This window comes from Stenotrophomonas sp. YJH_SMC_21, from assembly GCF_059369555.1.
This window is the reverse complement of the sequence record NZ_JCAFSU010000005.1, coordinates 89,868-114,159: the sequence shown is the minus strand read 5'-3', so window position 1 is coordinate 114,159 and position 24,292 is coordinate 89,868. Positions and strand designations below refer to the sequence as shown.

The 24,292-nt window shown below is 66.4% G+C and carries 16 protein-coding genes; 5 read left to right on the top strand and 11 right to left on the bottom strand.

Annotated elements, in window-relative coordinates; translation table 11 throughout:
- Nucleotides 1-58 precede the first annotated feature (58 nt).
- From AC5P67_RS09520 to AC5P67_RS09495, 6 genes are read right to left on the bottom strand one after another with little or no spacing between them, the layout of a single operon-like run.
- Entirely contained in the window at nucleotides 59-1,078 is a 1,020-nt protein-coding gene (locus tag AC5P67_RS09520) for a sugar kinase (RefSeq protein WP_111118055.1), read from the bottom strand.
- A 10-nt stretch (nucleotides 1,079-1,088) separates the two neighbouring features.
- Nucleotides 1,089-2,276, bottom strand: a complete 1,188-nt coding sequence (locus tag AC5P67_RS09515; protein ID WP_495214621.1) for a GDSL-type esterase/lipase family protein — start codon at nucleotides 2,274-2,276, stop codon at nucleotides 1,089-1,091.
- A gap of 21 nt (nucleotides 2,277-2,297) precedes the next feature.
- Nucleotides 2,298-3,050 (bottom strand): SDR family NAD(P)-dependent oxidoreductase, encoded by a 753-nt coding sequence (locus AC5P67_RS09510; RefSeq protein WP_005413520.1) that lies wholly within the window; start codon nucleotides 3,048-3,050, stop codon nucleotides 2,298-2,300.
- 42 nt (nucleotides 3,051-3,092) lie between these two features.
- Nucleotides 3,093-4,397 (bottom strand): MFS transporter, encoded by a 1,305-nt coding sequence (locus tag AC5P67_RS09505; RefSeq protein ID WP_024956790.1) that lies wholly within the window; start codon nucleotides 4,395-4,397, stop codon nucleotides 3,093-3,095.
- The gene (locus tag AC5P67_RS09500; protein ID WP_114618369.1) at nucleotides 4,394-6,619 is read right to left on the bottom strand and encodes an oligoalginate lyase; all 2,226 of its coding nucleotides are present in this window, start codon (nucleotides 6,617-6,619) and stop codon (nucleotides 4,394-4,396) included. Before AC5P67_RS09500 ends, AC5P67_RS09505 begins: the two co-directional genes overlap by 4 nt.
- The gene (locus AC5P67_RS09495) at nucleotides 6,616-8,055 is read right to left on the bottom strand and encodes a polysaccharide lyase 6 family protein (protein ID WP_114618370.1); all 1,440 of its coding nucleotides are present in this window, start codon (nucleotides 8,053-8,055) and stop codon (nucleotides 6,616-6,618) included. The genes AC5P67_RS09500 and AC5P67_RS09495 overlap by 4 nt, the downstream gene beginning before the upstream one ends.
- Before the next feature lie 241 nt (nucleotides 8,056-8,296).
- Between AC5P67_RS09495 and AC5P67_RS09490 the strand changes: the two genes are divergently transcribed.
- The 4 genes from AC5P67_RS09490 (at nucleotide 8,297) to AC5P67_RS09475 (ending at nucleotide 14,682) form a co-directional block, all read left to right on the top strand.
- On the top strand, nucleotides 8,297-11,188 hold the full coding sequence (locus AC5P67_RS09490; RefSeq protein WP_049460002.1) for a TonB-dependent receptor: 2,892 nt from the start codon (nucleotides 8,297-8,299) through the stop codon (nucleotides 11,186-11,188).
- Nucleotides 11,189-11,290: 102 nt separating this feature from the next.
- Nucleotides 11,291-12,034: a FadR/GntR family transcriptional regulator gene (locus AC5P67_RS09485; RefSeq protein WP_005409753.1), complete on the top strand. Its 744-nt coding sequence runs from the start codon at nucleotides 11,291-11,293 to the stop codon at nucleotides 12,032-12,034.
- Nucleotides 12,035-12,151: 117 nt separating this feature from the next.
- Nucleotides 12,152-13,918: a wall associated protein gene (locus AC5P67_RS09480; protein WP_495214620.1), complete on the top strand. Its 1,767-nt coding sequence runs from the start codon at nucleotides 12,152-12,154 to the stop codon at nucleotides 13,916-13,918.
- Between the two features lie 164 nt (nucleotides 13,919-14,082).
- A complete protein-coding gene (locus AC5P67_RS09475) occupies nucleotides 14,083-14,682 on the top strand; it encodes an NADPH-dependent FMN reductase (protein WP_329754363.1) in 600 nt (199 codons plus the stop codon).
- A 19-nt stretch (nucleotides 14,683-14,701) separates the two neighbouring features.
- On the opposite strand, the gene AC5P67_RS09470 is transcribed toward AC5P67_RS09475, so the two are convergent.
- Entirely contained in the window at nucleotides 14,702-16,348 is a 1,647-nt protein-coding gene (locus AC5P67_RS09470) for a fatty acid--CoA ligase (RefSeq protein WP_049459999.1), read from the bottom strand.
- A gap of 129 nt (nucleotides 16,349-16,477) precedes the next feature.
- On the opposite strand from AC5P67_RS09470, the gene AC5P67_RS09465 reads away from it, so the two are divergent.
- Nucleotides 16,478-17,152 carry a response regulator transcription factor gene (locus AC5P67_RS09465; protein ID WP_005409749.1) on the top strand — a complete coding sequence of 225 codons (675 nt, stop codon included), beginning with the start codon at nucleotides 16,478-16,480 and terminating at the stop codon, nucleotides 17,150-17,152.
- 4 nt (nucleotides 17,153-17,156) lie between these two features.
- Here the strand turns inward: AC5P67_RS09465 and AC5P67_RS09460 are convergent, their stop codons facing one another.
- From AC5P67_RS09460 to AC5P67_RS09445, 4 genes are read right to left on the bottom strand one after another with little or no spacing between them, the layout of a single operon-like run.
- On the bottom strand, nucleotides 17,157-20,486 hold the full coding sequence (locus AC5P67_RS09460) for a hybrid sensor histidine kinase/response regulator (RefSeq protein WP_495214619.1): 3,330 nt from the start codon (nucleotides 20,484-20,486) through the stop codon (nucleotides 17,157-17,159).
- 36 nt (nucleotides 20,487-20,522) lie between these two features.
- The gene (locus AC5P67_RS09455; protein ID WP_005413511.1) at nucleotides 20,523-20,999 is read right to left on the bottom strand and encodes a MaoC family dehydratase; all 477 of its coding nucleotides are present in this window, start codon (nucleotides 20,997-20,999) and stop codon (nucleotides 20,523-20,525) included.
- Nucleotides 20,996-21,874: an alpha/beta fold hydrolase gene (locus AC5P67_RS09450; RefSeq protein ID WP_005413510.1), complete on the bottom strand. Its 879-nt coding sequence runs from the start codon at nucleotides 21,872-21,874 to the stop codon at nucleotides 20,996-20,998. The genes AC5P67_RS09455 and AC5P67_RS09450 overlap by 4 nt, the downstream gene beginning before the upstream one ends.
- A gap of 32 nt (nucleotides 21,875-21,906) precedes the next feature.
- Nucleotides 21,907-24,105, bottom strand: a complete 2,199-nt coding sequence (locus AC5P67_RS09445; RefSeq protein ID WP_229298670.1) for a TonB-dependent receptor — start codon at nucleotides 24,103-24,105, stop codon at nucleotides 21,907-21,909.
- Between the last annotated feature and the right edge of the window lie 187 nt (nucleotides 24,106-24,292).

The following is a 24,292-nucleotide window of genomic DNA, read 5'->3' as shown; positions in this document are numbered from 1 at the left end:
GATCCCTGCGCGATTCCAGCGCCCGTTGGATTCTAGCGGGATTCTCCCGGGGGTGGGATCAGCGACGAACGTCGAACGGGTGGCTCTCCATCAGTGCCCGGACTTCAGCTTCGCGGGCAGGGCTGAAGTCGCCGGGAATGGCGTGCTTCAACGCGCCTGCGGCCAGTCCGAAGCGCACGGTGCTTTCTGCGTCTAGACCGGACAGCAATCCGTGCAGGATGCCGGCGGCAAAGGCATCGCCACCGCCGATGCGATCAACGATGCCGGGCAGCGGCCTCGGAGCAGCCTGCGCGCGGGTTCCATCGCGTCCCAGCAGCAGCGCACCGAGCACGTGATGGTCGGCGCTGATCACCTCGCGCTGGGTGCAGGACAGCCACCGCAGGTGCGGGAACGCGGCAAAGGCAGCGGCCGCAGCGGCCTCGGTTCGGGCGACCGCATCGTCCTGCGCGAAGTGCAGCCCCAGCACCAGTTCGATGTCCCGACGATCGGCAAAGACAATGTCGGCCTCGGCGAAGACCTCGCGCAGGATCGCCGCTGCGTCGCCATCCCAGCGTCGCCACAGTGAGGGACGATAATTGCCGTCGAAGGACACCTGCACTCCGGCCGCGCGAGCCGCACGCACGGCACCCAGCACCGACTCGGCCACTTTGGCGCCCAGCGCCGGACTCACGCCCGAGACATGCAACAGGTGCGCGCCGGACAGCAGGGCGGGCCACGCATGGTCACTGGCATTGCTGTTTGCGAATGCAGAACCGGCCCGGTCATACACCACTTCACTGGCGCGCTGCACCGCACCGGTCGCCAGGAAGTACAGGCCCATGCGGTCACCCTCCACTTCACGCACGGCGGCCACGCCCACGCCATGCCGCCGCAGCTCGGCCACGGCATGCCGGCCCAGCGCGTTACCGGGTACCGTGCTGACCATCTGCACATCGTGGCCCAGGCTGGCCAGCGAGACCGCCACATTGGCCTCGGCACCGCCCACATGAACCTGCAGCTGCGGCGTCTGCAGCAGCAGTTCACGACCGGGTGCACCCAGGCGCAGCAGCAACTCACCGAAACAAACGACGCGGCTCATCGGTTCTCTCTCACTCGGGGGTGGTGCAGCCCAGCATGCGCAGATCGATGGCATCGGCCATGCGCCGGTAGCCTTCGTCGTTGGGATGCAGATGGTCGCGGGTGATCTCGTTGGGCAACGATTCGGCTGCCTTCGGGTCACGCAGCGCGGCATCGAAATCGATGATGCCATCGAAGCCGCTGTTGCCGCCGCGTGCCCACTGGTTGATCGTGGTGCGGGTGGCGGCGGACACGGGCTCGTAGCGCTCGGAACCGCCGAACGGGGTCAACGTACCCAGCCAGGCGCGGATGCCGTGCGCATGCAGCCGCGCCGCAACCTGCTGATAGCCCAGCAGCATGTCCGCCGCACTGCGTCCAGGCAGCGGCTGCGCGCCACCACCGTGGCGGATGTCGTTGATGCCTTCGAACAGGATCACCTGATCGGCGTCGGCCACCGCGATCACATCGCGATCCAATCGTGACAGCGCACTGTGGCTGCGGCCATGGTCAAGCAGCTTGTTGCCGCTGATGCCCTGGTTGAGCACCACGAACCGGTTCGGGCAGGCCTGCTGCAGGCGCTGCGCCAACCGCTCCGGCCACTGGTTGAAGGTGCCGCGGCGTGCGGTGGCGCCTTCCGTGATGGAATCGCCCAGCGCCACGATTACCTGGGGACGATCATCACGCTGCACCATCACTGCCGAGAACACGTTCTGCTGGTAGCTCAGCCGCACGCTGTCGGCGACGGCTGTCTGCCTGCCATCTGCGACCCGCAGCTCGGTGCGGCGCACGGCGGGGCGGGTGGGCTGCGGGAAATAGGCACTCACGCTGATCTCCTGCAGCGCCGCCACCGGCATCCGCACCGGGTCGCTCAGCAGCGCGGCTCCGACCGGCACCTCGATGACCGCGCGGCCATCCACCGTTACCCGCAGCGGTGCGGCCTTGCCGTTCTTCACTCCCACGCGCAGGTCCTCGACCCGCAAGGGCGCCGTGCCGAGCTCGTTGCTGATGCGCAGCCGCAGCGCATCGCCACGGCTGCCGATACGCATGTCCTGGCGCACGGTCTGTGCGGCGAACTGTACCGGCGCATCGGACGTTCCGTCCTTGCGGTCGGGCGCGGGCGCGGCCGTCCAGGCAGTGACCCACACGGGTGCGGCCCACGTAGCGGGCGCCGTCATGGCGGAGCAGAGCGTCAATGAAAACAGAAGTGTCCAGCGCTGCATGGGCAGGAGTCCGGTCAGGTGTCAGGAGAAGTAGGTGCCGCCGTTGACGTCCAGATTCGCGCCGGTGATGAACGCCGCCGCATCCGAGGCCAGGAACACCGCAGCGTCGGCGGCTTCGTCCGGCGCGCCCTGGCGGCGCAACGGGGTGGCGCCGGCAACGGCTGTGCGTACTTCCGGCTTGGTGAATTCATCGTGGAAGCGGGTGGCGATCATGCCGCAGCACAGCGCGTTCACCCGGATACCCTTCGGCCCCAGCTCCTTGGCCATGGCGCGGGTGAAGGTCATCACCGCCGCCTTGGCGGTGGCGTAGATCGATGCGCCCGGGCCGCCGCCATCACGACCTGCCTGCGAGGCGAAGTTGACGATGGCCGCGCCTTCGCGCATGTGCGGCACCACCGCGTGGGTGGTGAGGTAGGTCGAGGTCAGGTTCAGGTCCATCACGGTGTGGAAGAACACCGGGTCGATGTCGGCCAGCGGCCGGCGCTGCACCATGCCACCGGCCACGTTCACCAGCAGGTCGATGCGCTCGCCGAACGCGGCCTGTGCCGCAGCGACCAGGCCGGCGACGGCCGTGGCATCGGTGACGTCGGCGCGATGCACCATGGCCTGGCCACCGGCCGCCTGGATCCGTGCCAGCGTTTCCTGGGCACTGGCCTCGTCATTGGCGTAGTTGATGCAGACGCGTGCACCGGCGGCAGCCAGCTTGATCGAAACGGCGCGACCGATATCGCGGCCACCGCCGGTGACAATGGCCACCTTGTCCTGGAACGACATGCGGAAAACTCCTTGGTTTGCGGGGGAATGAAAAACGTGGGCTCAACCGCCGCGGCGGTCGAGCTTCCGGATAGGGCCGGTCCACCACCACAGCGCGGCCAGCGACAGCGGCACCAGGGCGGCAACGAGGATGAAGATCGGGGCATAGGAGTGGCGGGTCAGCACCGGCACCAGCCAGGTGGTGATCAAGGTGCCGGCCACGGCGGCCAGGCCACCCAGGCCTGCCAGCGTGCCCACCGAGCGGCCGTCGAACAGGTCGCCCGGCAGGGTCTGGATGTTGCCGATGGCCACCTGGAAGCCGAACAGCACCGCAGCGATTGCCAGCACCGCCAGCAGCGGCTGGTTGGCCAGCACGGCACCCAGCAGGGCAGGAGCCATGACCACGCAGCCCAGCGTTATGGACAGCTTGCGGGCGCGGTCCACGCTGTGCCCGGCGCGTATCAGGCGCCCGGACAACCAGCCACCACTCAGGCTGCCCAGCATCGCGCCGACAAACGGAACCCAGGCGAACAGGCCGATCTGCTTGATGTCGAAGCCGAAGGTTTCAGCCAGGTAGATCGGCAGCCAGGACACGAACAGCCACCAGATCGGGTCCAGCAGGAAGCGGCAGGCGAGCATGCCCCAGCTCTGCCGGTGGGCCAGCAGCTCACGAACGCTGGCCTTCGGCGCCACCACCGCCTGTTGCCCGGCCTGGTCTTCCTGGATCAGCCGGCGCTCGGCATCGCTCACCCACGGGTGCTTGTCCGGGCCGGCGCGGTAGACAAACAGCCATGGCAGCAGCCACAGGAAACCGATTGCACCGACCAGCACGAAGGTGCCGCGCCAGCCCAGCCACAGGTACAAGCCGGCGATGGCCGGTGCGGACACGATCGCGCCGATCGACGCACCCGCGTTGAACACGCCTTGCGCCAATGCGCGCTCGCGCGCCGGGAACCACTCGGCATTGGCCTTCACCGCGCCCGGCCACGCACCGGCCTCGCTGATGCCCAGCATCGCCCGCACCAGGCTGAAGGACAGCATCGAATGGGTGATCGAGTGCAGGGCGATGGAGATCGACCACACGCTGATCGACAGGGCGAAACCCAGGCGCGTGCCGATCATGTCGAACAGGCGGCCGAACAGGAACTGGCCGGCGGCGTAGAACAGCATGAACACCGTCACCAGCAGGGCGTAGTCATCCTTGGTCGCGCCCACTTCCCTGGCGATTTCCGGCCACATCACCGCCAGTGCGTTGCGGTCGATGTAGTTGATGACCGTGGCCACGGCAATCAGGCCCACGATCAGCCAGCGCACGGCTGAACGCACCGGCACCTTGCGCAGCTTGGCCACCACCGCAGGGCCGTTCATTTGCCGTCACCCTTGCTGCGGTCCAGGCGCGCATGGCTGCCGTTCCAGCGGTAGACGTGGCCGTCGACGGTCACGCTGTGCTCGCCCTTGGCGCTGCTGTCGTCGGCCACACCCAAGGCGATGCGTGCACCGCTGGCCAGGCGCAGCTCGATCACCTCGGCATCGCTGCCGCGGGTGCGCACGATGTCCCTGATGCGGCTGTCGGCGCCGTGCACGTACTCGGCGGTGCCGTTGTACTCGCCATGCGGCTCCAGCACGCTGAAGAAGGTGACGTCCTTGTGGCCGTCCACGCGCTGCAGCAGGGCAGGCTCACGGCGCAGGTTGAATTCCGGATCGTTCGCACCGCTTTCCACCAGCAGCGCCTGCGCCGGCGCACTGCTGCCGAAGCGGTAGGTGTAGAAGCGCCCGTCCAGCAGCCACGCCAGCGACCGCGGCTCGCTGCCGGGTTTGCTGCGTGCATCAAGCCACAGGTGCTGGTAGCCGTTGTCCTTCCCCAGCACCGGGCGCTGGCTGGGGAAGTGCTCGGCCTCGAAGCCGGTGGTGACGATGTGGCCGTTGAAGTGCAGCGGCAGGTCGTAGCGCGCGGCCTTGTCGCCGTGCACCTGCAGCAGGTCCAGCACCACCGGCAGGCCCAGGTCCGGGTGGCGCAGCAGCGCCTGGGTGCGGGTGAACGCCACGCCGGGATAGGCATCGCGCATCGTTGCCGAGGCAATCTGGGTATCGGCGTCGGCCTGGAAGAAGCGCACCTGCGGGGCATGCGCCTCGCCACGCTTCCAGTCGCCGTTGAAGTGGCTCTGCTCGTCCACCACCAGGGTGTTGTGGGCCACGGTCTGCTTGGCCCAGCTGCGGTTCTCGGCCAGGTAGATGCCACCGCGCTTGGCTTCCACGTTGAGGAAGCGGGCGGCGCCGTAATCGGTCACCACCGGGTTGCCGTTGTCGTAGAACAGCCAGTTGAGCTTGTCGAAGTGGCCGTGGCCCATGCCCTGCATCGTGTCCTTCTGCACCAGTGCCTGGCCGCGTTCGCCGTTCATGCGCAGGATCGCCAGGCCGCCGCGGTCGCCGTCGGGGCCGTCGCGCAGCAGCATCGGGCGGTAGTCGAAGGGCTTGGCCTTGTTGGCGGCCAGTGCCTGCGCCACCTGCAGGCCTTCGGGTGACAACAGCAGGCGCTTCTGCTGCTCGGCCACCGACAGCAGGCGGTCATCACCGGTGCGCGCATAGGCGATGCCGATGCCGGCCACCAGCTCTTCGGTGTCGATGCCCTTGTCCAGGATCGCATCGTTGATCGGGAAGAACAGGCCGCCATAGCTGGACTGCACCAGCACATCCACCGCCTTCAGCAGCACGCCATCGCGACGCGCGAAGATCTTCCGCTGCGGCTCATTGCGTTCGATGGCGTTGGCGAACAGCAGGAACGGCGCCAGTGCATAGCGCTGGTAGTAGGGGCCTTCCTCGTAGTAGCCATCGGGCGAGAACAGCAGGTCGATCTGCCGCAGGAAGCCGAACTTGTCGTCCTTCTGGCTGCCGCGCAGGGACTTCTCCACCAGTTCCTGGTCGCGCAGCACGTAGCCGGTCATGCCGGTGGCGGCCACCGCCCACGTGGCGTGGTTATGGATCTGGTCGTAGTTCTTCGGCTCGCTGACGAGGAACTCGGCCATCGGCCGGAACACCTTCGATTCGATGGTGTTGCGGTCCTCGGCGGACAGCACGTCACGGATCGCGTCATAGCCCTGGATGGCGTTGACCAGCCATACCGAATCGTTGAGCACCTGCCAGAACACGCGGCCGGGAATCTGGCCCCTGCCTTCCGGGTGCGGGCCGAGCGTCGGGTACAGCTTGGCATACTGCAGCAGCATGTCGCGCGCGTAGTCCACGTAGGCCCTGTCGCCGGTCAACCGGTACAGCGTGCCCGCCGCCAACAGTGCCTGGTAGTTGCGCTTGTGCTGTTCATGCGTGCGCCCGCCGCCTTTGTCCCTGGGCACCGGCACGTCGATACCGGCCTTCATCATCTTCTTCAGCGTTGCCTCGGTGCGCGCCTGCTCCTTGGCGAACCACGGGTAGCGGCTGCCTTCACTGGCCATCTGCTGCCACTGTGCGGCGGTGACCAACACCGGTGCGGCTTCGGCCTGTCGCGCGACGGTGGCCGGAGCCGCCAGCAGCGGGGCCGGCATCAAGGCAACGGGACAGGTCAAGGCCAGGGAGACGAACAGCGGCTGCAACCTCATCGATCAACTCCATTGCGGGTGCGTGACAGGGCAACTTCGCCCACCTTGGGATACCAGGCGACGCCGGTCGCCTCGCGCGCGGTCATCGCCAGGGCAGGATCGGCGCCCACGGCGGGCAGGGCAGGCGTGGCCACCCACAATCCGCTGGCAGCCTGCTGCAGGCTGACGCCACGGCCCTCTACGCCACCCGGGAACACGGTGCTGGCTGCCGGCGACTGCACGTTGCCGCTGAAGTCGATGCCGGCCAGCGAACTGGCGGCAGTTGGTGGGTTGCTGCTGTTGCGGTTGACGATCAGGTTGCCGGTGAAGCGGCTGCTGCTGGCGGCGACCACGATGCCTTTGGCTTCATCGTGGCCGACGCCGAAACTGATCTTCGCCACGTCCACGAAGGTGTTGCGATTGATCGTGGCATTCACCACAGGCGCATAGCCGGACAGCGGAGGACTGGCCTGCGCATCCATCACCGCCAGTGCCGAACGGTTGCTGGACCCGGCCAGCCGCTCGAAGTAGTTGTTGCTGACGGTCTGGTCGGCGTTGATGATGCGTACGCCGCCGGTGCCGGCCTTGTCATCGCCGAGGAAGACGTTGTCGATCACCCGGTTGCCGTTGCCATGGCGCAGGGTCAATGCGCCGGCCGAACGGTAGAACACGTTGCCGCGGTAGGTGTTGCCGCCGGACTTGTTGCTGATGATCTCGGTCTCGCCGTCGCAGCCTTCGAACCAGTTGTTCTCCACCGTGCTGTTGGAATCGCTCAGTGAGCTGTCGCTGGTGCCGACGCGGATCGTTTCGCCCCCGTTGACGCCCAGCGCCGGGCGCGGCCCGAACCAGTTGTGGTCGATACGGTGCTGGTTGTCCAGGCCCTGGGTGGCATCGCGCACCACCACCACGGTCGGCCCGGCGTTGGTCTTGCCGCGCAGCTGGCTGTGATCCAACCGGTTGTTGCTGCCATACAGCGATACCCAGTAGTCCTGGTCGCTGGCATCCGGGTTGGTGTAGTCATCGATCACCAGGCCGGTGACGCGGCTGTTGCTGGCGACTGCCTTGCTCGACTCGCGGAACGCCACCACCGCATCACCCGGCGCATAGCCGTTGCGGAACACCAGGTTGGACACCTGCAGGTAGTTCCCGGCCAGGCGCAGGTCCGAGCGTCCGCTGAGGACGACCTTGCCGGCGGTCTGCGCGCGCAGCACGATCGGTGCGGCTGCCGTGCCCTGACCCTTAAGCAGCAGCCTGGCATCGGTCCAGGTGCCGTCAGCCAGCACGATCTCATCGCCAGGCTGCAGCGCCGAGGCGGCGGTAGTGAACTCCGCGACATCGTGGACGAGCCAGCTGGCTGCACTTGCTGCTGAAGTGGTCAGGCACATTGCCAGACCAGTGGTCAGGCAAAACGGCCATGAATCATTGGATCGGTGACGCGCCAGCGAGTGAATGCGCATGAAATCCTTCCAGGGACGGCCGGGCCGTCGTTTCAGGGTGGGCCTGCATACCACTTTCGGGTCTGTTGTAAGCCAGCTTTCGCGCAAAGTCATGCTGCATGAGCACATTAAATTGCGATCAAGTGGTATGGATCAAAGGCATTTGAACAATCGCATACCAATTGGTTGACATTTTCATGTCGCCGTGCCGAAGCTGCGTCCCACGCCTGGCATGCAGGCGATCCTTTGGGAGGAGGAAACCATGCGGCGACCCGCCGGAGCAGTGCACAGCATCTCGTTGTCCCCCACACCCCTGATCGTGGCGCTGCTCGCCGTGCTGGCGGGGCTGCCCACGGCCCAGGCGCAATCCGGCAAGGACGCGGCAGGGCAGGATCCCACCACGCTGGACCAGGTGCAGGTCACCGGCATCCGCGAATCGATGCAGAGTTCGATCAACAAGAAGCGCGATGACACGGTCATTGCCGACGTGCTCTCGGCCGATGACATCGGCGACCTGCCGGCGCCTTCGCTGGCCGATGCGATCGAGACCCTGACCGGCGCCGCTTCGACCCGCGACAAGACCGGCGCCTCGGAAATCTCCATCCGTGGCCTGGGCGCCTTCCTCAGCAGCACCAACTTCAATGGCCGCGAGATCACCAACGGCAGCGGCGACCGCTCGGTGAACTTCAACATGTTCCCCGCCGAGCTGATCAATACGGTGGCCATCTACAAGACCCAGCGCGCCGACATCATCGAAGGCGGCGTGGCTGGCACCATCGGCCTGGAAACAGTGCGCCCACTGGAGTACGGCAAGCGTGCGGCGCAGCTGGACCTGCGCGGCAGCTGGGCCGAGTATGACAAGAAGTACCGCGACGACGACGGCATCGGCTATCGCGGCACCGCCAGCTACATCGACCAGTTCGAGTTCGGCAACGGGCAGAAGCTGGGCATCTCGCTGGGCTTCCAGCGCCTGGACGGCACCGACCCGGAAGAGAGCATCACCAGCGGTTCCACCTGGTATGCCTGCGATGGCACGCAGAACGTGGGCAATGCCAACTGCAATGAAGTGTCCGCGCAGGCCATCGCCAACGGCGCGCCGTACTACCTGGTGCCAAGCAGCCGCATCTACCGGCTCAAGCAGGAGCGTAACGACCGGCAGAGCGAGTTCGCCGCATTGCAGTGGCGGCCCAATGACGTGGTTGAAGTGAACCTCGACTTCGAACACACCGAGCGCAACTGGTACGAGAACCGCAGCGACCTGAGCCTGTCCAACGCCCGCCGTGGCATCACCCGGCGCGAGGTGGACGAGGACGGCATCGTGCGCCACCTGCATGGCAGCACCTCGATTGATTCCACCTCAAACCGCTACTGGCGTGGTGAGGAGTACACCGGGGGTGGCCTGAACCTGATCCTGCGACCGACCCCGGCCTGGGAACTGTCCACGGATCTTTCGTACTCGCACACCAATCGCCTCGACAGCGAGCGCATGACCCGCCTTCGTGCCAACCAGCGCGACGTCAACAATGCCATCGTGCCGGGCATCAGCAGTGGTGCCACCGGCTACGTGGACTATGACTGGGACTGGCACGGCGAAGTGCCCAGTGTCGCGCTGGCGCCGAACTTCGACCCCAACAACTGGGACGCCTACACCGGCGCGGCGCGCGTCACCTCCAGCGCAACGGAGAACGACCACAGGATCAAGGCCGGCCGCTTCGATGCCAGCTTCATGCCGGAGTCCGGCTTCTTCACCCGTATCAAGGGTGGCGTGCGTGCCAGCCAGGCGGACTACCGCCTGCGCGACAACACCCTGGTAAGCGATTACGACCAGCGCGTGGCGGCCGACAAGGCGAAGATCATCGCCGCCAACCAGGTCTGCCGCGCGCCGTTCCCACAGGATGACTTCATGGATGCCGCCAGCGGCAACACGATCTCCTCGTGGGCGTACTTCGATCCGAACTGCCTGTACCAGTCGTTCCGTGGCAGCCTCGACAGTGGGTTGGATCCGGGTTTCCAGGATCCGAACAATGTCGATATCACCGAGAAGACACGCGCGCTCTATCTGATGGGGGAGTTCAGCAGCAGCCTGTTCGGCTTGCCGGTGACCGGCAACCTCGGCCTGCGCTGGGTCAAGACCGACGTTCGCTCCGAAGGCGTGCGTACCGGGCTGCGTATCGAGGACAATGGTGACGGCACGATCCGCCTGCAACCCACCGGTGCGTACAGCACGCAGGTGTTCAAGGCGGGCAACGACAAGCTGCTGCCCAGCCTCAACGCGGCCTTCGAACTGCGCCCGGACGTGTTGCTGCGGGTCGGTGCATACCGCGCGATGTCACGGCCGGACATCGCCGCGCTGGGTGCCGGGCGCACCATCAACGTGAGCAGTGATGCCACCTACGGCAATCTGGCCGACGCGCTGGATGACATCAGCGCCAGCGGCAACCCCGCCGCGCAGCCGCTGATGTCCTGGAACGGCGACCTGTCACTGGAGTGGTACCCGAACCCGGACACGATGCTGGCCGGCGCGGTGTACTGGAAGCAGTTCAACGGCGGCACCGCCACTGCGCTGGTGCCGGAGACCTACACCATCGACGGCCAGAGCGTGACCGTGCCGGTACGCCAGCAGGTAACCACCGACGAGGACAGCACGCTGACCGGCTTCGAGCTGACCGCCACCCATCGACTGTCGTACCTGCCCAAGCCGTTCGACGGGCTGGGCTTCAAGGTCAGTTACAACTACGCCGATGCCGACTACCGGACCCAGGACTCGCGACTGGGCGAGCAGCTGGCCAGTGACGGCACGATCCTTCCGGCGATCGTGCCGCCGGCGGGCCTCAGCGGCTTCTCGCGGCACGTCCTGTCCGGCTCGATCTACTGGGACGTCGGGCGCTTCAACATCCAGGCCATCGGCAAGTTCCGCTCGCACTACTACCAGGACTTCACCGGCAACACCGCACAGCAGAACCGCTACTACGATGACAACACCAGCGTGGACCTGCGCCTGCGCTACCGGGTGAACAAGCGGTTGTCGCTGTCGCTGGAGTTGATGAACCTGACCAACGAGCCGCGCGTGGCCTACCAGCCGCTTTATGGGAACTTCCGCGAAGTGGTGACCTACGGGCGACGTGCGTATTTCGGTGTACGATACAAGTTCTGAACAGGGCGGCGCGGCCAGTGGTCGCGCCGTCGCTCCAACCGGACCCTTGCCGGCCGCGGTGGCAGGGCAGGGACCGGGAAGGAATCGCCAAGGGTCAGCCGCATGTCCGCCAACCGCCTTTACCAGACCATCGCTGCCAAGCTCCGCAAGCTGATCGAGGACGGCGAATTTCCACCGGGCTCGCGGCTGCCGGGCGAGCGTGAACTGGCCGAACGGTTCGGTGTCAGCCGGGTCACCATCCGCGAAGCCGAGATCGCACTGGAAGCACAGGGCTGGATCGCGATCCGCATCGGTTCGGGCGTGCATGTGAAGCCGCGCCCGACGCAGGCGCCCGGCGGGCTGCCGGATGTCAGCGCCTTCGACCTCACCGCTGCCCGCGCGGTATTCGAGGCCGAGGCCGCCGCTCTGGCGGCAAGCAATCTGGATGATGCCGGCATTGCCGAGCTGCAGGCGCTGGCCGAAGCGCTGTGCCGTCGCGACCTGAGCGACGCGGAAGCCGGCGAGTACGACCGCCGTTTCCACCTGGCCATCGCACGGCTTTCCGGTAACCCGGTGGTGGAGTTCTTCGTGCAGCAGATCTGGCGCATGCGCAGCGAACTGCCGCGGGTAACCGAGGTCTATGCACGGGTCTGCCATGATGATGGCGCCAGCCGTGCCGACGAGCACATGGCGATCTTCGAAGCCCTGCGCGCGCGCGATCCGGTGGCCGCGCGCAATGCGATGCGCCATCACTTCCAGCGTCTGTTCGAGGCCATGCTGCAGGCGACCGAAAGCCAGGCGCTGGAGGAGATCCGCCGCCGCACGCAGCAGGACCGCGAACGGTTCATGGCCACGACGCGTATCTGAGTAACGGCGTTTCCAGGGCCGCCGGGGCGGGTCAGGACGCTGTGACGTGCGGGGAATCATCCTTGCGGGTGCCGACGAGCGCGAAGTAAGCTCTGCTTCGTCGACGAGGGGGACACCATGTACGCAAGGATCGCGGCAGCTGCGCTGCTGTGTATGACGGCCCTGCCTGCGTCGAGCGCCAACCGCGGCTCGACGGTGATGGAGGACTACGCGGCGGCGCTGAATGCCCGCGGGCAGATTCTGCAGTTGGATACCGGTGACATGTTCGGGGAAAGGATCGGGCTGTTTACCGGCTCGGTGGAATTTCTGCAGACGGACGTCGACCTGCCGGGCAACAGTGCGCTGGAGGTGGGCATCAAGCGGCGCTTGGTGGCAGGTGCGCAGGGCCGGCAGGGATTGGGCATGTTCGGGGTGTGGGACCTGGCCCTGCCCAGGGTGCATGGAACGTTCAGCACCCAGGGGGGATGGAAGAATTACGTGGTGGCCGAGCCGCTCAACCGCTGTTCGAAGTTCACCCCGCCTCCAACCGAGATCGTCACGGTGAAGGCGCAGACGCCGACCGGGCCAGGGACATTCACCGAGTACTTCAACTCCGACGAGTTCTGGCATGGAACGCAGCTCTACCTGCCAGAGACCGGTGACGAGGATCTACTCGCGCAAAGCAACGAATGGCCGGTGCCGAGTACAGGCCATGCGTACCCGATGCGAACCAAGAGCGGCAATGTCATCCGCTGCGTCGCCATGGACGACGGGGCGGGTGAGGGCTTCGAAGTCACAACGCCTGCCGGCATCACCTACACGCTCAATCATATGGCCAGCCTTGGTAGCGGACCGCCATTGATCAAGAAGGGATACTCGCGGGGAAACTTCGGCTCGGTTACGGAGTTCGAGTTCGTTCTTTTCCGGCAGGAGTTCCATATTCTTCCGACCAGTGCCCGAGACCGGTTTGGAAATTCGGTGACCTACACGTGGGATCCGGCAAATCCACGGCAGTTGCTGCGCATCGCAGCCAACGATGGCCGCACCGTCGATCTCGAATGGACGGCTGGATCGCCCAGCACGCTGCCAAGCGAAGTGAGCGCGGTCCGTGCGGGCGGGAGGACGTGGACCTACGGTACCGTGGTGGGTGGCTACAAGGTCACCTTCCCGGACCAGTCCTACTGGCAGACTACGGGGTTCAACGTAGGCACCATGGGTGCCGGTGCCGTTCCCGCAGAGCGGGGTTTCTGCCGGAATCCGGGTGTGGTGACCTACGGCCATTCCGGTTCGATCCGCCATCCCAGTGGTGCAGTGGCGAGGTATCGCTTCGAGCCGACGCTGCATGGCCGCTCGTGGGCGCGTTATGGCTGCAATATGCCCGACAGCACGGGTAGCGGGTTCCTCGACTCGATCGAATACACGCCCGCCAGGTACTACACGTGGTCGCTGGTTTCCAGGACAGTCACCGGGCCGGGCATCGACCAGCCTTATACGTGGGCCTACAGTTACGGCCCGGCCAACGGGTGCTATGCCGACGGCAGCAAGGAACTGTGCCAGGCGAATTCGCCGGCCACGAAGTGGGTGGACGTCAAGGATGCAGAGGGTGTCACCACCCGGCACACCTTTGGCAATCGATTCAATGTGGACGAAGGCTATCTGCTTTCCTCGGTCCAGCCGGGCCGCGCCACCACCCTCAGCTATCAGCTTGACGCTTCCGGCAGCTATCCGGCATTGGCCGGGCGACCGGCATATCAGCGTGCCAGCGGAATCATCGCAGCCAAGCAGATACCGTTGTTGCAGAAGGTCATCGAGCAGGATGGCGTGCGCTACATCTGGAAGGTCAATACGTTCGACAGCATGGCACGACCTGTGTCCATCACTGAAGCCAGCCAGCCCGTGCAGTAGCATCGCCCCGCCGCGCCCTGTTCGCCCTGGAAGAGGGAGCAGCAAGGACGAAGGCACTACACCGCCGGAACCGTGATCCTCTGCAGATCCAGTCTGGCCCTCGCCCACCCGCGCTGTCGATGCCTGGCCCGTGACCCCGCGCCGACGTATCCGAGGAATCCCGCATGTCCGACACCCCTCCACCGCTGAACATCCTGGCGTTTGCCGGCAGCCTGCGCAGCAACAGTTACAACCGGCGCCTGGTCAGGGCTGCAGCAGGCGCCGCGCCTGCGGGCCTGCTGCTGACCGTGCATGACACCATCGCCGATATTCCGCTGTTCGACGAAGACCTGGAAGCCGCCGACCCGGCCGGCCCTGCCGGGGTCAAGCGCCTGCGCGCGGCCATTGCATCCGCTGACGGCGTGCTGATCGCCACGCCGGAGTACAGCCAGTCACTGCCCGGCGTACTCAAGAACACGCTCGATTGGCTGTCCCGCGACGATGCCGAGTACCGCATGGTCCTTTCGGCCAAGCCGGTGGCGATCATCGGCGCTACGCCGGGCCGCTGGGGCACCAAACTGGCACAGTCGCAGCTGCGCCATACACTGACCGCCATGGGCGCATTGACCATGGCCTCGCCACAGCTCTATGTGGCCGAAGCAGCGGCCGCCTACGACGATGACGCGGGAGATTTCGACGCGGCGACGCGCAAGCGCCTGCAGCGCTTCCTGGAGGGATTCCAGAGCTGGGTCCAGCTGCTGCAGGGTGGGGCGTCGCGCGGTTGAGCGGTGCCGGCAGAGGCCGTCATCGCCCGCCGGTGCCAAGGACCGGATCATGCAGCCCGCGCAGCTTCTTCTTGTTGATCTTGCCCACGCTGGTCCGCTCGATTGCATCCACGAAGCTCACGCGCTCCGGGATCGCATAGCGTGAGATGTCTCCGGAACGGCTGCGCGCCGCGACCAGTTCGATGATCTCCGCTTCGGCCACATGGCTTCCCGGCTTCCTGACCACCAGTGGCAATGGCCGCTCGCCCCATTTCGTGTCGGCGATACCGATCACCGCGACCTCGCTGACCGCCGGGTGCAGTGCGATGATGTCTTCCAGCGCGAGCGAGGAGATCCATTCGCCCCCGGTCTTGATCACGTCCTTGATGCGGTCGGTGACACGCAGGTAGCCAGCTTCGTCGATGTTGCCGATGTCGCCGGTGTGCAGGTAGCCGCCCGCCCACAGCGTTGCCGAAGCCTCGGGATCGTGCAGGTAGCCCTGGGTCAGCCAGGGGGCGCGCGCCACCACCTCACCGGTGGCGACGCCATCGTGGACGACATCGCCCATGTCCGGGTCGACGATGCGCAGGTCCACCAGCGGCACCGGAATGCCGGCCTTGGTGCGCAGTGACAGCACCTCGTCGGCATCGGTCACGCTGTCCACGTCGATCTGGGCGATGGTGAGCAGCGGGCAGGTCTCGGACATGCCATAGCCGCCGAAGATGTCGATGCCCCGCGCCAGTGCGCGCTGCGCCAGGGCACGGGGCAGCGCGGCACCGCCGATGATCACCTTCCAGCCCTCCAGGTCGGTCTGCGCGGCGTCCGGGTGCTCCAGCAGCATGTGCAGGATGGTTGGCACGCAGTGCGAGAAGGTCACCTTTTCGCGGGCGATCAACGCCAGCAGTTTCGCAGGCAGGTAGCGCCCCGGATAGACCTGCCTGATGCCCATCGCGGTAGCCACGTAGGGCAGGCCCCACGCGTGCACATGGAACATCGGGGTGATGGGCATGTAGACATCGTCACGATGCAGGCGTCCCTGGCGGGGTGCGCCGCCGAGCGCGGCCATCGCCGCCAGCGAATGCAGCACCAGCTGCCGGTGGCTGAAATAGACCCCCTTGGGCAATCCGGTGGTTCCGGTGGTGTAGAACACCGTGGCACGGGCATTCTCGTCGAAGTCCGGGAAGCGGACGACCGGCGTGGCACCGCGCAACCCCGCTTCGTACTCGGTGGCGAAGCCAGGCGGCAGCGGGCCACCGGCATCGTCCAGCAGGATGCGCGTGCGCAGGTCCGGCAGCTGCTCGTCGATGGCGTCCAGCAGCGGCAGGAACTCGCGGTTGGCCAGGATCAGCCGCGCGCCGCTGTGGTTCAGCGTGTACGCGATCTGCTCGGGGGCCAGGCGCACGTTCACCATCATCAGCACCGCACCGATCATCGGAACCGCGAAGTAGGCCTCCAGGTAGCGGTTGCTGTCCCAGTCCATCACCGCCACCGTGTCGCCGTGGCCGACGCCCAACGAGGTCAACAGGCCGGCCAGTTGGCCGATGCGCACCTGCAGGGTGCGGTAATCGAATCGGACTTGGTCGCCGTAGACGATTTCCTGTTCAGGACTCACCGCCAGCGGCATCAGCAGCAGCTGCTTGATCAGCAGTGGATAGGCATGGGCATCGGGAGTGGGGGCGGATGACATGGCATTTCCTCGTGGGCGGCGTTGCGGTCGCTGGCCTTCTCCTCACCACACTAGCAAGCCCTTCTTGCTGTACCAGCGTACCTAGGTACCTGTTCCCGCGCGCACCCGATTTGATAATCTCGCCAGGACATGCCAACCCTGCTCATCGCCGATGATCACCCCTTGTTCCGTGCGGCACTGCATCGCGCGGCGGAAGAGGCGGTCGCCGATCTGCAGATCAGCGAGGCGGATTCACTGGACAGCGTGCTGGAGGCGATCGAGAACCAGTCGATCGACCTGATGCTGCTGGACCTGCACATGCCGGGCAACCATGGGCTGGCCGGGCTGGCGACCATCCGTGCGCTGCAGCCGGGCCTGGCGATCATCATCGTCTCCGCCAACGAGGAGCCGCAGGTGATCCGGCGCGCCATCGACCTCGGCGCCGCGGGCTACCTGCCCAAGAGCTCGGGTTTGAACGAGCTGCAGTCCGCGCTGCAATCCGTGCTGGAGGGCGAACGCTGGATCCCGGCGCTGCTGCGCGAGCCGGTGGCGCGCGTGGCGCCGTTCAGCAGGGATGCCGACCTCGCCGCGCGCCTGGCCAGCCTGTCCGCACATCAATACAAAGTGCTGGGGCTGGTGGCCGAGGGCCTGCTCAACAAGCAGATCGCCGACCGGCTGGGCGTACAGCTGCGCACGGTCAAGGCGCACATGACACGCATCATGGAGCGGCTGGGCGTACGCAACCGCGCGCAGGCCATCCGCGTGCTGCACGAAATGGGGTTGGCCGATCCGTCCCGGCTGATCGAAGAGCTGCCCGAGCCCTGAACGGTCAGCGCGTGGCAGTGGCCGCCAGCAGGTGGTTGATCGCCCAGCGCAACGCCAACGGCTTGAACGGCTTGTTGAGCAGGGATAGCCCAGCGCCGCGCACCGCCTCGCGTGTATCGCTGCCGGTATCCGCACTGAGGATCACCGTCGGCCGCGGTCCATGCATGTCCGCAAGCCGCTGCCACAGCGCAACACCGGTATCGCCGTCATCCAGGTGATAGTCGAACAGCCACAGCGCCGCCTCGTGCGCTGAGGGCCCGATGGCATCGGCGCTGCCTGCCGCGATGACGTCGCAGCCCCAGGAAAGCAGCAGTTGCCGCATCGCCTCCAGCGCGTCCGGGTCGTTGTCCACTGCCAGTATGCGGATACCCTTGAGGGCGTTGCTGCCACCCGTCGGTGCCGAACTGCGCGGGGTCACTGGCGGTGCTGCGCGTTGCACGCTGATCGAGAAGGCCGAGCCGTGCCCGGGCACGCTGCGCAGGTGCAAGGGTGCATGCAGCAGATCGGCGATGCGGTGGGCGATGGTCAAGCCCAGTCCCAGTCCCTGGCCGTTGCTGCGGTCGACCCGGTGGAACTCCTCGAACACCACCGCCTGCTGCTCCTGAGCAATGCCGGGGCCGGTGTCATGCACGCCGATCATCAGTGCCTGCCCCTGGCGGCGCACACCCAGCAACACACCGCCATGGCGGGTGTAGCGGATGGCATTGGCCAGGAAGTTCTGCAGCACCCGGCGCAGCAGCAGGGGATCGCTATGGACCCAGGCCTGGCTCCGCACATGGCGGAACTGCAGGCCGCGCGCCGCCGCCAGCACCGCGAACTCCTGCGCGAGCGGATCCAGCACCGTCGACAGCGCGAACGGGCGCGGATCGGCCACCAACCCACCGGCTTCCAGTCGCGAAATATCGAGCAGGCCGGACAGCAGGTCATCGGTGGAATCCAGTGCGCCGCGGATCTGCCGCAGGAAACTGTCGAGGAACTCGGATTCGATGTGCTGCGACATCGCCTCGGTCAGCAGCTGGGCCGCATGCAGGGGCTGGATGAGGTCATGGCCGACCGCCGTCAGGAAGCGGGTTTTCGCCGCGTTCGCGCGCTCGGCCTCCTGGACCGCCTGCTGCAGCCTCGCGGTGCGGTCCTGTACGCGGCGTTCCAGCGTTTCATTGCTGCGCTTGAGCGCATCCTCCGCGCGGCGGAACGCCGTGACATCGGTGAAGGTGGCCACGTAGCCACCGCCCGGCATCGGGTTGCCGCGGATCTCGACGATGGTGTCATCGGGAAATATCCGTTCCGACAGGTGCGGCGTGCCACGGCGCATGTGCGCGACGCGGCGCTGCAACGCCCTGGTGGGCGTGTCGCCGGGGCCATCGCCGATCTTCAGCTGCCCCAGTGCCCACGCCGTGAGGTTGACCACCGGCTGCCCGACCTGCAGCAGCTCCGGCGGGAACTTGAACAGCGCGGCGTAGCGGCTGTTCCAGGCCACCAGCTGCAGCTGCGCATCGACCACGCTGATGCCCTGGCTCATGTTCTCCAGCGCGGCTTCGAGCAGTCGCTGGTTGAAGCGCAGCACCTGGGTAGCTTCGCCGACGGCGCGGGTCACCGCATCCAGCGGCGCGGCGCCGCCCTCGCGTGCGGCTTCGACCAGCAGCCGTGCCATGCCTGCGCCCACCACGGCCGTGAGCTCACGCTCGACGGCGGTGACCCGGTCGTCATCCAGCATCTGCCCGGCGTGGCCCTCCAGCAGCTGGCGCGCACGCTCCTGGCCAAGGAAGCGTCCGGCGGTCCTGCGCAGGGACGCCGCAGCCACCGCATCCCGCCGCCGCGGCAATGACGGACGCACGGCCCGCGACACCAGGGCCACGGTCAGCAGGTTGATCGCCAGGCTGGCCCCCATGCTGATCGCGATATGGCCCGGCTGCACGCGCAGCGAGACCACCGACAACCAGTGCAGCCCGTCGGCGCCGACCGACGGCGTCGCGGCCGGGATCACCATCGGCAGCAGTACCAGCCACAGCCAGGCCAATGAGCCCAGCACGATGCCGGCGATGATGGCCGCGGAGGGCGTACGTGGGCGATACACCGCCAGCAGCACAGCCGGTGCCAGCTGCGAGAGGGCGGTGAAGGACATCAGGCCGAAATCGCTGAGTGCCTCGGTGTCGCTCATCGCGCGGCTGTACAGCCACGACATCAGGAACACGGCGAGGATGCCGGCACGGCGGAACGCCAGCACGCGCGGGCGCAGATCGGCATTGGCCACGCCGCCCCCGATGCCGCCGAGCAGGCGCGAACCGAATCCATGGTTGCCAAGCATGATCGACAGCGTCAGCCCGGACAGGATCATCATGCCGGTGGCCGCGCTCAGGCTGCCCAGGTAGGCCAGCAGCGCCAGCAGATGATGGCCGCCGGCCTGCGGCAGCGCCAGCACGTACAGGTCAGGCGATACCGAGGCCGGCAGCTGCGCGGCGCCGGCCAATGCCATCGGCACCGACGGCAGGCCGATCAGCAGCAGGTAGACCGGGAACATCCAGCGTGCCGTCTTCAGGTTCGATGTCTGGCGAAGCTCGACCACGCCAACATGGAACTGGTGCGGCAGGGTGAACGCGGAGATCGCCCCCAGCGCGACCATGGTGAGATAGTCCGGCACGATGGCCGGTGGTGGCAGCTGCGCCATCTTCTCCAGCAGCGGTGTGCCGGCCTTGTGTACGGACAACGCCGCATACAGGCCAATGGCCAGCAGCGCCACCAGCTTCAATACGGACTCCAGGCCCAGCGCGACCACGATGCCGCGGTTGGGCTCGGTGGCCGAGGCCTTGCGTGCACCGAACAGCAGGGTGAACGCGGCCATCGTCAGCGCGAACCAGAACGACATGTCCAGCTGCGCACCGGCAGGCGCGAACCCATCACCCAGCAGGGTGCCCAGCCCCTGGCTGACGGCTTTCAGCTGCAGTGCGATGTACGGAATGATGCCGAACAGCGCCACCAGGGTGATGGTGAAGCCGAGGCCGCGATCGGCACGCAGTCGTGCAACGACCAGATCGGCGATGGTAGCACTGTTGTGCTGCTTGGCCAGCCGCCCGAGACGGAGCAGGAACGGCAGGCCGAACGCGAAGATCAGCGCCATGCCGGCCAGGGTTGGTGGAATGGGGAAACCCCATTGCCGCCCCTGCGAGGCCGCACCGTAGTAGGTCCACGCGGTGCAGTGCACGGCCAGCGACAGTGCATAGATGAGCGGCCATGCCTTCGAAAGCCGGTGCCCCCGGCGCTCGCCCCACAGCGCCACGCCAAACAGCAGTGCGGTCCATGCAATGCAGGCGAAGAGGACGATGGAGGGCGTCAACATCGCTCCAGTGTAGGGAGAGAATCGGGCGGGGTGGTGCTAGGGCGTGATCACGATCAGTGACAGCTGCTCAGCGACCAGTGCCAGCTCGCCATCGGCGACCCGCTCGACGGCCTTGCGCTGGATCAGCAGCCACTGGCCGGGCTGGCGCGCATCCAGTGACACCAGCTGCGAGCGTACCCGCACCTCGGACCCGCTCGGCACTGGCGCCAGGAAGCGGACCTTGTTCAAGCCGTAGTTGAGCACATGGGCGATGCCGGGGAAGCCGGCCAGGGCGGCCACATCGTCCTCCACCGTCAGCGAGAGCAGCAGGAAGCCGTGTGCGATGGTACGCCCGCCCGGCATCTGCGCCTGTGCCCGCGCTGGATCGACATGGATCCAGTTGTGGTCGCCGGTCGCGTCGGCAAAGGCATCGATGCGCGCCTGGTCCAGGCAGGTCACGCCACTCAGCCGCTCACTGGCGGCCCACTGCTGCACCGCCTGCAGGGCGGGAGGCCGGTCGCTGTCCGCACTCACACCACACGCTCCAGCAAGGCAAGGATCGCGTCACGCGCCTCTGGTTCGGACAGCATCGGAGCGTGGCCGACATCGGGCACTTCCACCAGACGGGCACTTTCCGAGGTGGCCGCCATCTGCCGCGCCACATCGGCCGGCAGGATGTCGGACAGCGCACCGCGTACCACCAGCACCGGCACCCGGGCGGTCAGCCCGCGAACCGCACGCCACAGCAGGGGACGCAACAGCCACAGCAGCCATGGCCGGGTGGTTCGGATCACTGCCGGGTCGTAGTCCAGTTCCAGCAGGCCATCGCTGCGCGGGCGGAAGGTGCGCACCGCCATCTGCCGCCAGTCGTCGGCGCTGAAGCGAGGGAACGCAGCCTTGCCGATGGATTCCACGTAGGCCGTGGCCTGCACCAGGTCCATCGGCGGTACCGGCTTGCCGGCGTACTTGCCGATCCGTGCCAGCGCCTCACGCGGCACCCTGGGGCCGGCATCGTTGAGCACCGCGCCCGCGACCCGCTCGGGCGCGCGCGAAGCGAGGGTGATGGTCACCAGCACGCCCAGTGAGGTGCCGACGAACACCGCCTTGTCGATGTTCTGCGCGCGCAGCAGCGCGACCATGTCATCTGCGTAGGTGCGCGGGTTGTAGCTGGACGGATCGTGCGCACGTTCTGAACCGGCGCGGCCACGCAGGTCGACGGCGATCACGCGCCATCCCTCGGCGGTGAGTGTTTCGGCCAGTGCATCGAAATCGGCACCATTGCGGGTCAGGCCGGGAATGCAGACCACGGTGCCGCGGGGCGCCTGCCGGGCATCCGCTGCATGGTCGCGCGCGTGCAGGCGCAGGCCATCGTCGCTGTTCCAGTACAGGTCGTCGTAAGACTGCGTCATGCAGAAGCTTCCTGAAGATCGTAACGGATGCGCTAGAAATCGTAACGGACGCTGAGGCTATATTGGCGCGGCGGACCATAGAAGCCAATCAGCGTGCCGACTGCAGGAATGTTGTAGCCAGTAGTGCGGTATTCCTTGTCGGCCAGGTTGGTGCCCTGCAACGAGAAGGTCCACGCATCATCCAGGCGCCAGATGACGCCGGCATTGACCAGCCCGTAACCCTGCTGGCGGATCACCGGGCTGAGGTCGGTGGTCGGCCACACTTCGCTCTGGTAGCTGTAGCTCACCCGTGCCGACAGGTTGCTGCCGTTGGCCAGGTCGGTGCGGTATTCCACGTTGAACGCACCGGAGAACTCCGGCGCATTGGTGAACTTCATCTGCCTGGCCACGTTGATGCCGCGGTCCATGTACTCGTCGTATCTGGTATCCAGCCACGCCAGGTTGCCGGAAATCAGCCAGTGCTGGCTGGGCAGGTACTGATACTCGACTTCCAGGCCTTTGACGGTACCGGCGCCGGCATTGGTGAAATCGCCGAAGAAGGAATCATCGATGCCATCGCCATTGGTATCCAGGCCGGTGAACACCGACAGCTGGATGTCCTTGTACTTGTTGTAGAACGCTGACAGGTTCAGGAACAGGCGCTGGTCGAGGAAGGCCATCTTGCTGCCGACCTCATAGCTGTCCACGGTCTCGTCATCGAACGGCTCCGCCGAGCGCGGTACCGCCACCGCGTTGGCGCGGATGTTGTAGCCGCCGGACTTGAAGCCACGCGTCGCCAGGCCATAGACCATGATGTCCGGAGTGATCTGGTAGTCCAGCGAGACCTTGGGCGAGACGTTCCTGAAATTGGTCTTCTTGTCGAAATCGGCGGTCACCGCCACCGGCCGGCTGAAGCCCGGGTCGGCGTAGAGGCGGTTGAGCACGATCGCGCGCTTGTCCTCGTCGGTGTAGCGGGCGCCGACATCGAGCTTCAGTCTGCTGGTCAGGTCGAAGGTCCAGTCCGCGTACAGCGCGATGCTGTCGGTCAGCACCTTGCCCTGGTTGTCGGCGAACTGGGCACTGAAGTAGTTGTTCTGGATCTGCCCGCCAGCCTCGCCACTGAACTGGTACAGGCCGACCACACCGCGCACCCGGCCGCCGGCATCGTAGTTCAACTGCACTTCGTTGCTGACCTGGTCGTCGTGGTAGGTGCCACCCACGTCGGCGAGCTTGACCGGGGCGGTATCGAAGTCGATGTTGGCCTCGCTGTCCGACTCACGCTTGGCGACCACGTATTTCAGCGCGATGTCTTCGTTCGGCCGCCAGTTCACCGTGGCCGAGGCGCCCTTGCTCTCCACGTTGTTGAGGTTGCGCATGCCCGAGCGGATGTCATAGCGGCTGTCCATCGGTGGGTAGGCGCGCAGGAACGGATTGGGTGCCAGCATCTTCGAGCCGCGCATGCCGGACTGATCGTCGATCCAGTCCAGTGCGAACTGCACGTCGAAGTCGTCGCCCGCATACGCGCCCAGGTTCAGGCGTGCCGCGTTGATCTGCTTGTCACTGACCGGCTGGCCGTTGAAAGTGTTCTCGCCAAACCCGTCGTGGTTCATGCTGGCCACCGCCACGCGGGCGCGCAGGCCGCTGTCAGCACCGCCGATCGGACCGCCGATGGCTGCCTTGGCATCCAACTGGCTGTAGTTGCCCACGGTGACCTGGGCGAAGCCCTCGGTCTGGGTCGGCAGGCCGCGCGAGATGTACTTGATCGCGCCGCCGATGGTGTTCTTGCCGTAGAGCGTGCCCTGCGGGCCGCGCAGCACCTCGATGCGCGAGACATCGAACACATCCAGCAGCGCACCCTGCGGGCGCGCGATGTAGACGTCATCCAGGTAGATGCCCACGCCCGGATCGGCGCCCCAGGTGGGGTCGGACTGGCCGATGCCACGGATGTAGGCGGTGACCGTGCTGCTGGCACCGCGGGCGGCGTAGATGGTCAGGTTGGGCACCTGCGCATCCAGGTCGCTGATGTCCTGGACATTCATCTTGTCCAGCGCTTCGGAGGTAAATGCGGTAACCGCTACCGGGACCTCCTGCAGGGTTTCCTCGCGCTTGCGCGCGGTGACCTTGATGCTGTCCAGGTTGGTGGGTGATGCAGTCCTGGCCGCCGTCGGCGTGGCCTGGGGCGTTTCCTGTGCCAGTACCGGCCCGGAGGCCAGCAATGCGCCGATCATGAGACTCAGGCAATTCCGTTTCATTCGGTCCTCCCCCAGGCAGCTGCTTGCAGATGGCCCATTGCCATCCTGCAGCCAAGGCTAGCGGTGTCATCACGCAGCGGCGAGTGGACCTAGGTCCAGTCGGCAGCGGCCGCTGGATGCGGATACTGGGCGCGCCCCCAGCCGGAAGCGCGTCCCGGTACCACTTCATCCACGACTCACGCATGAG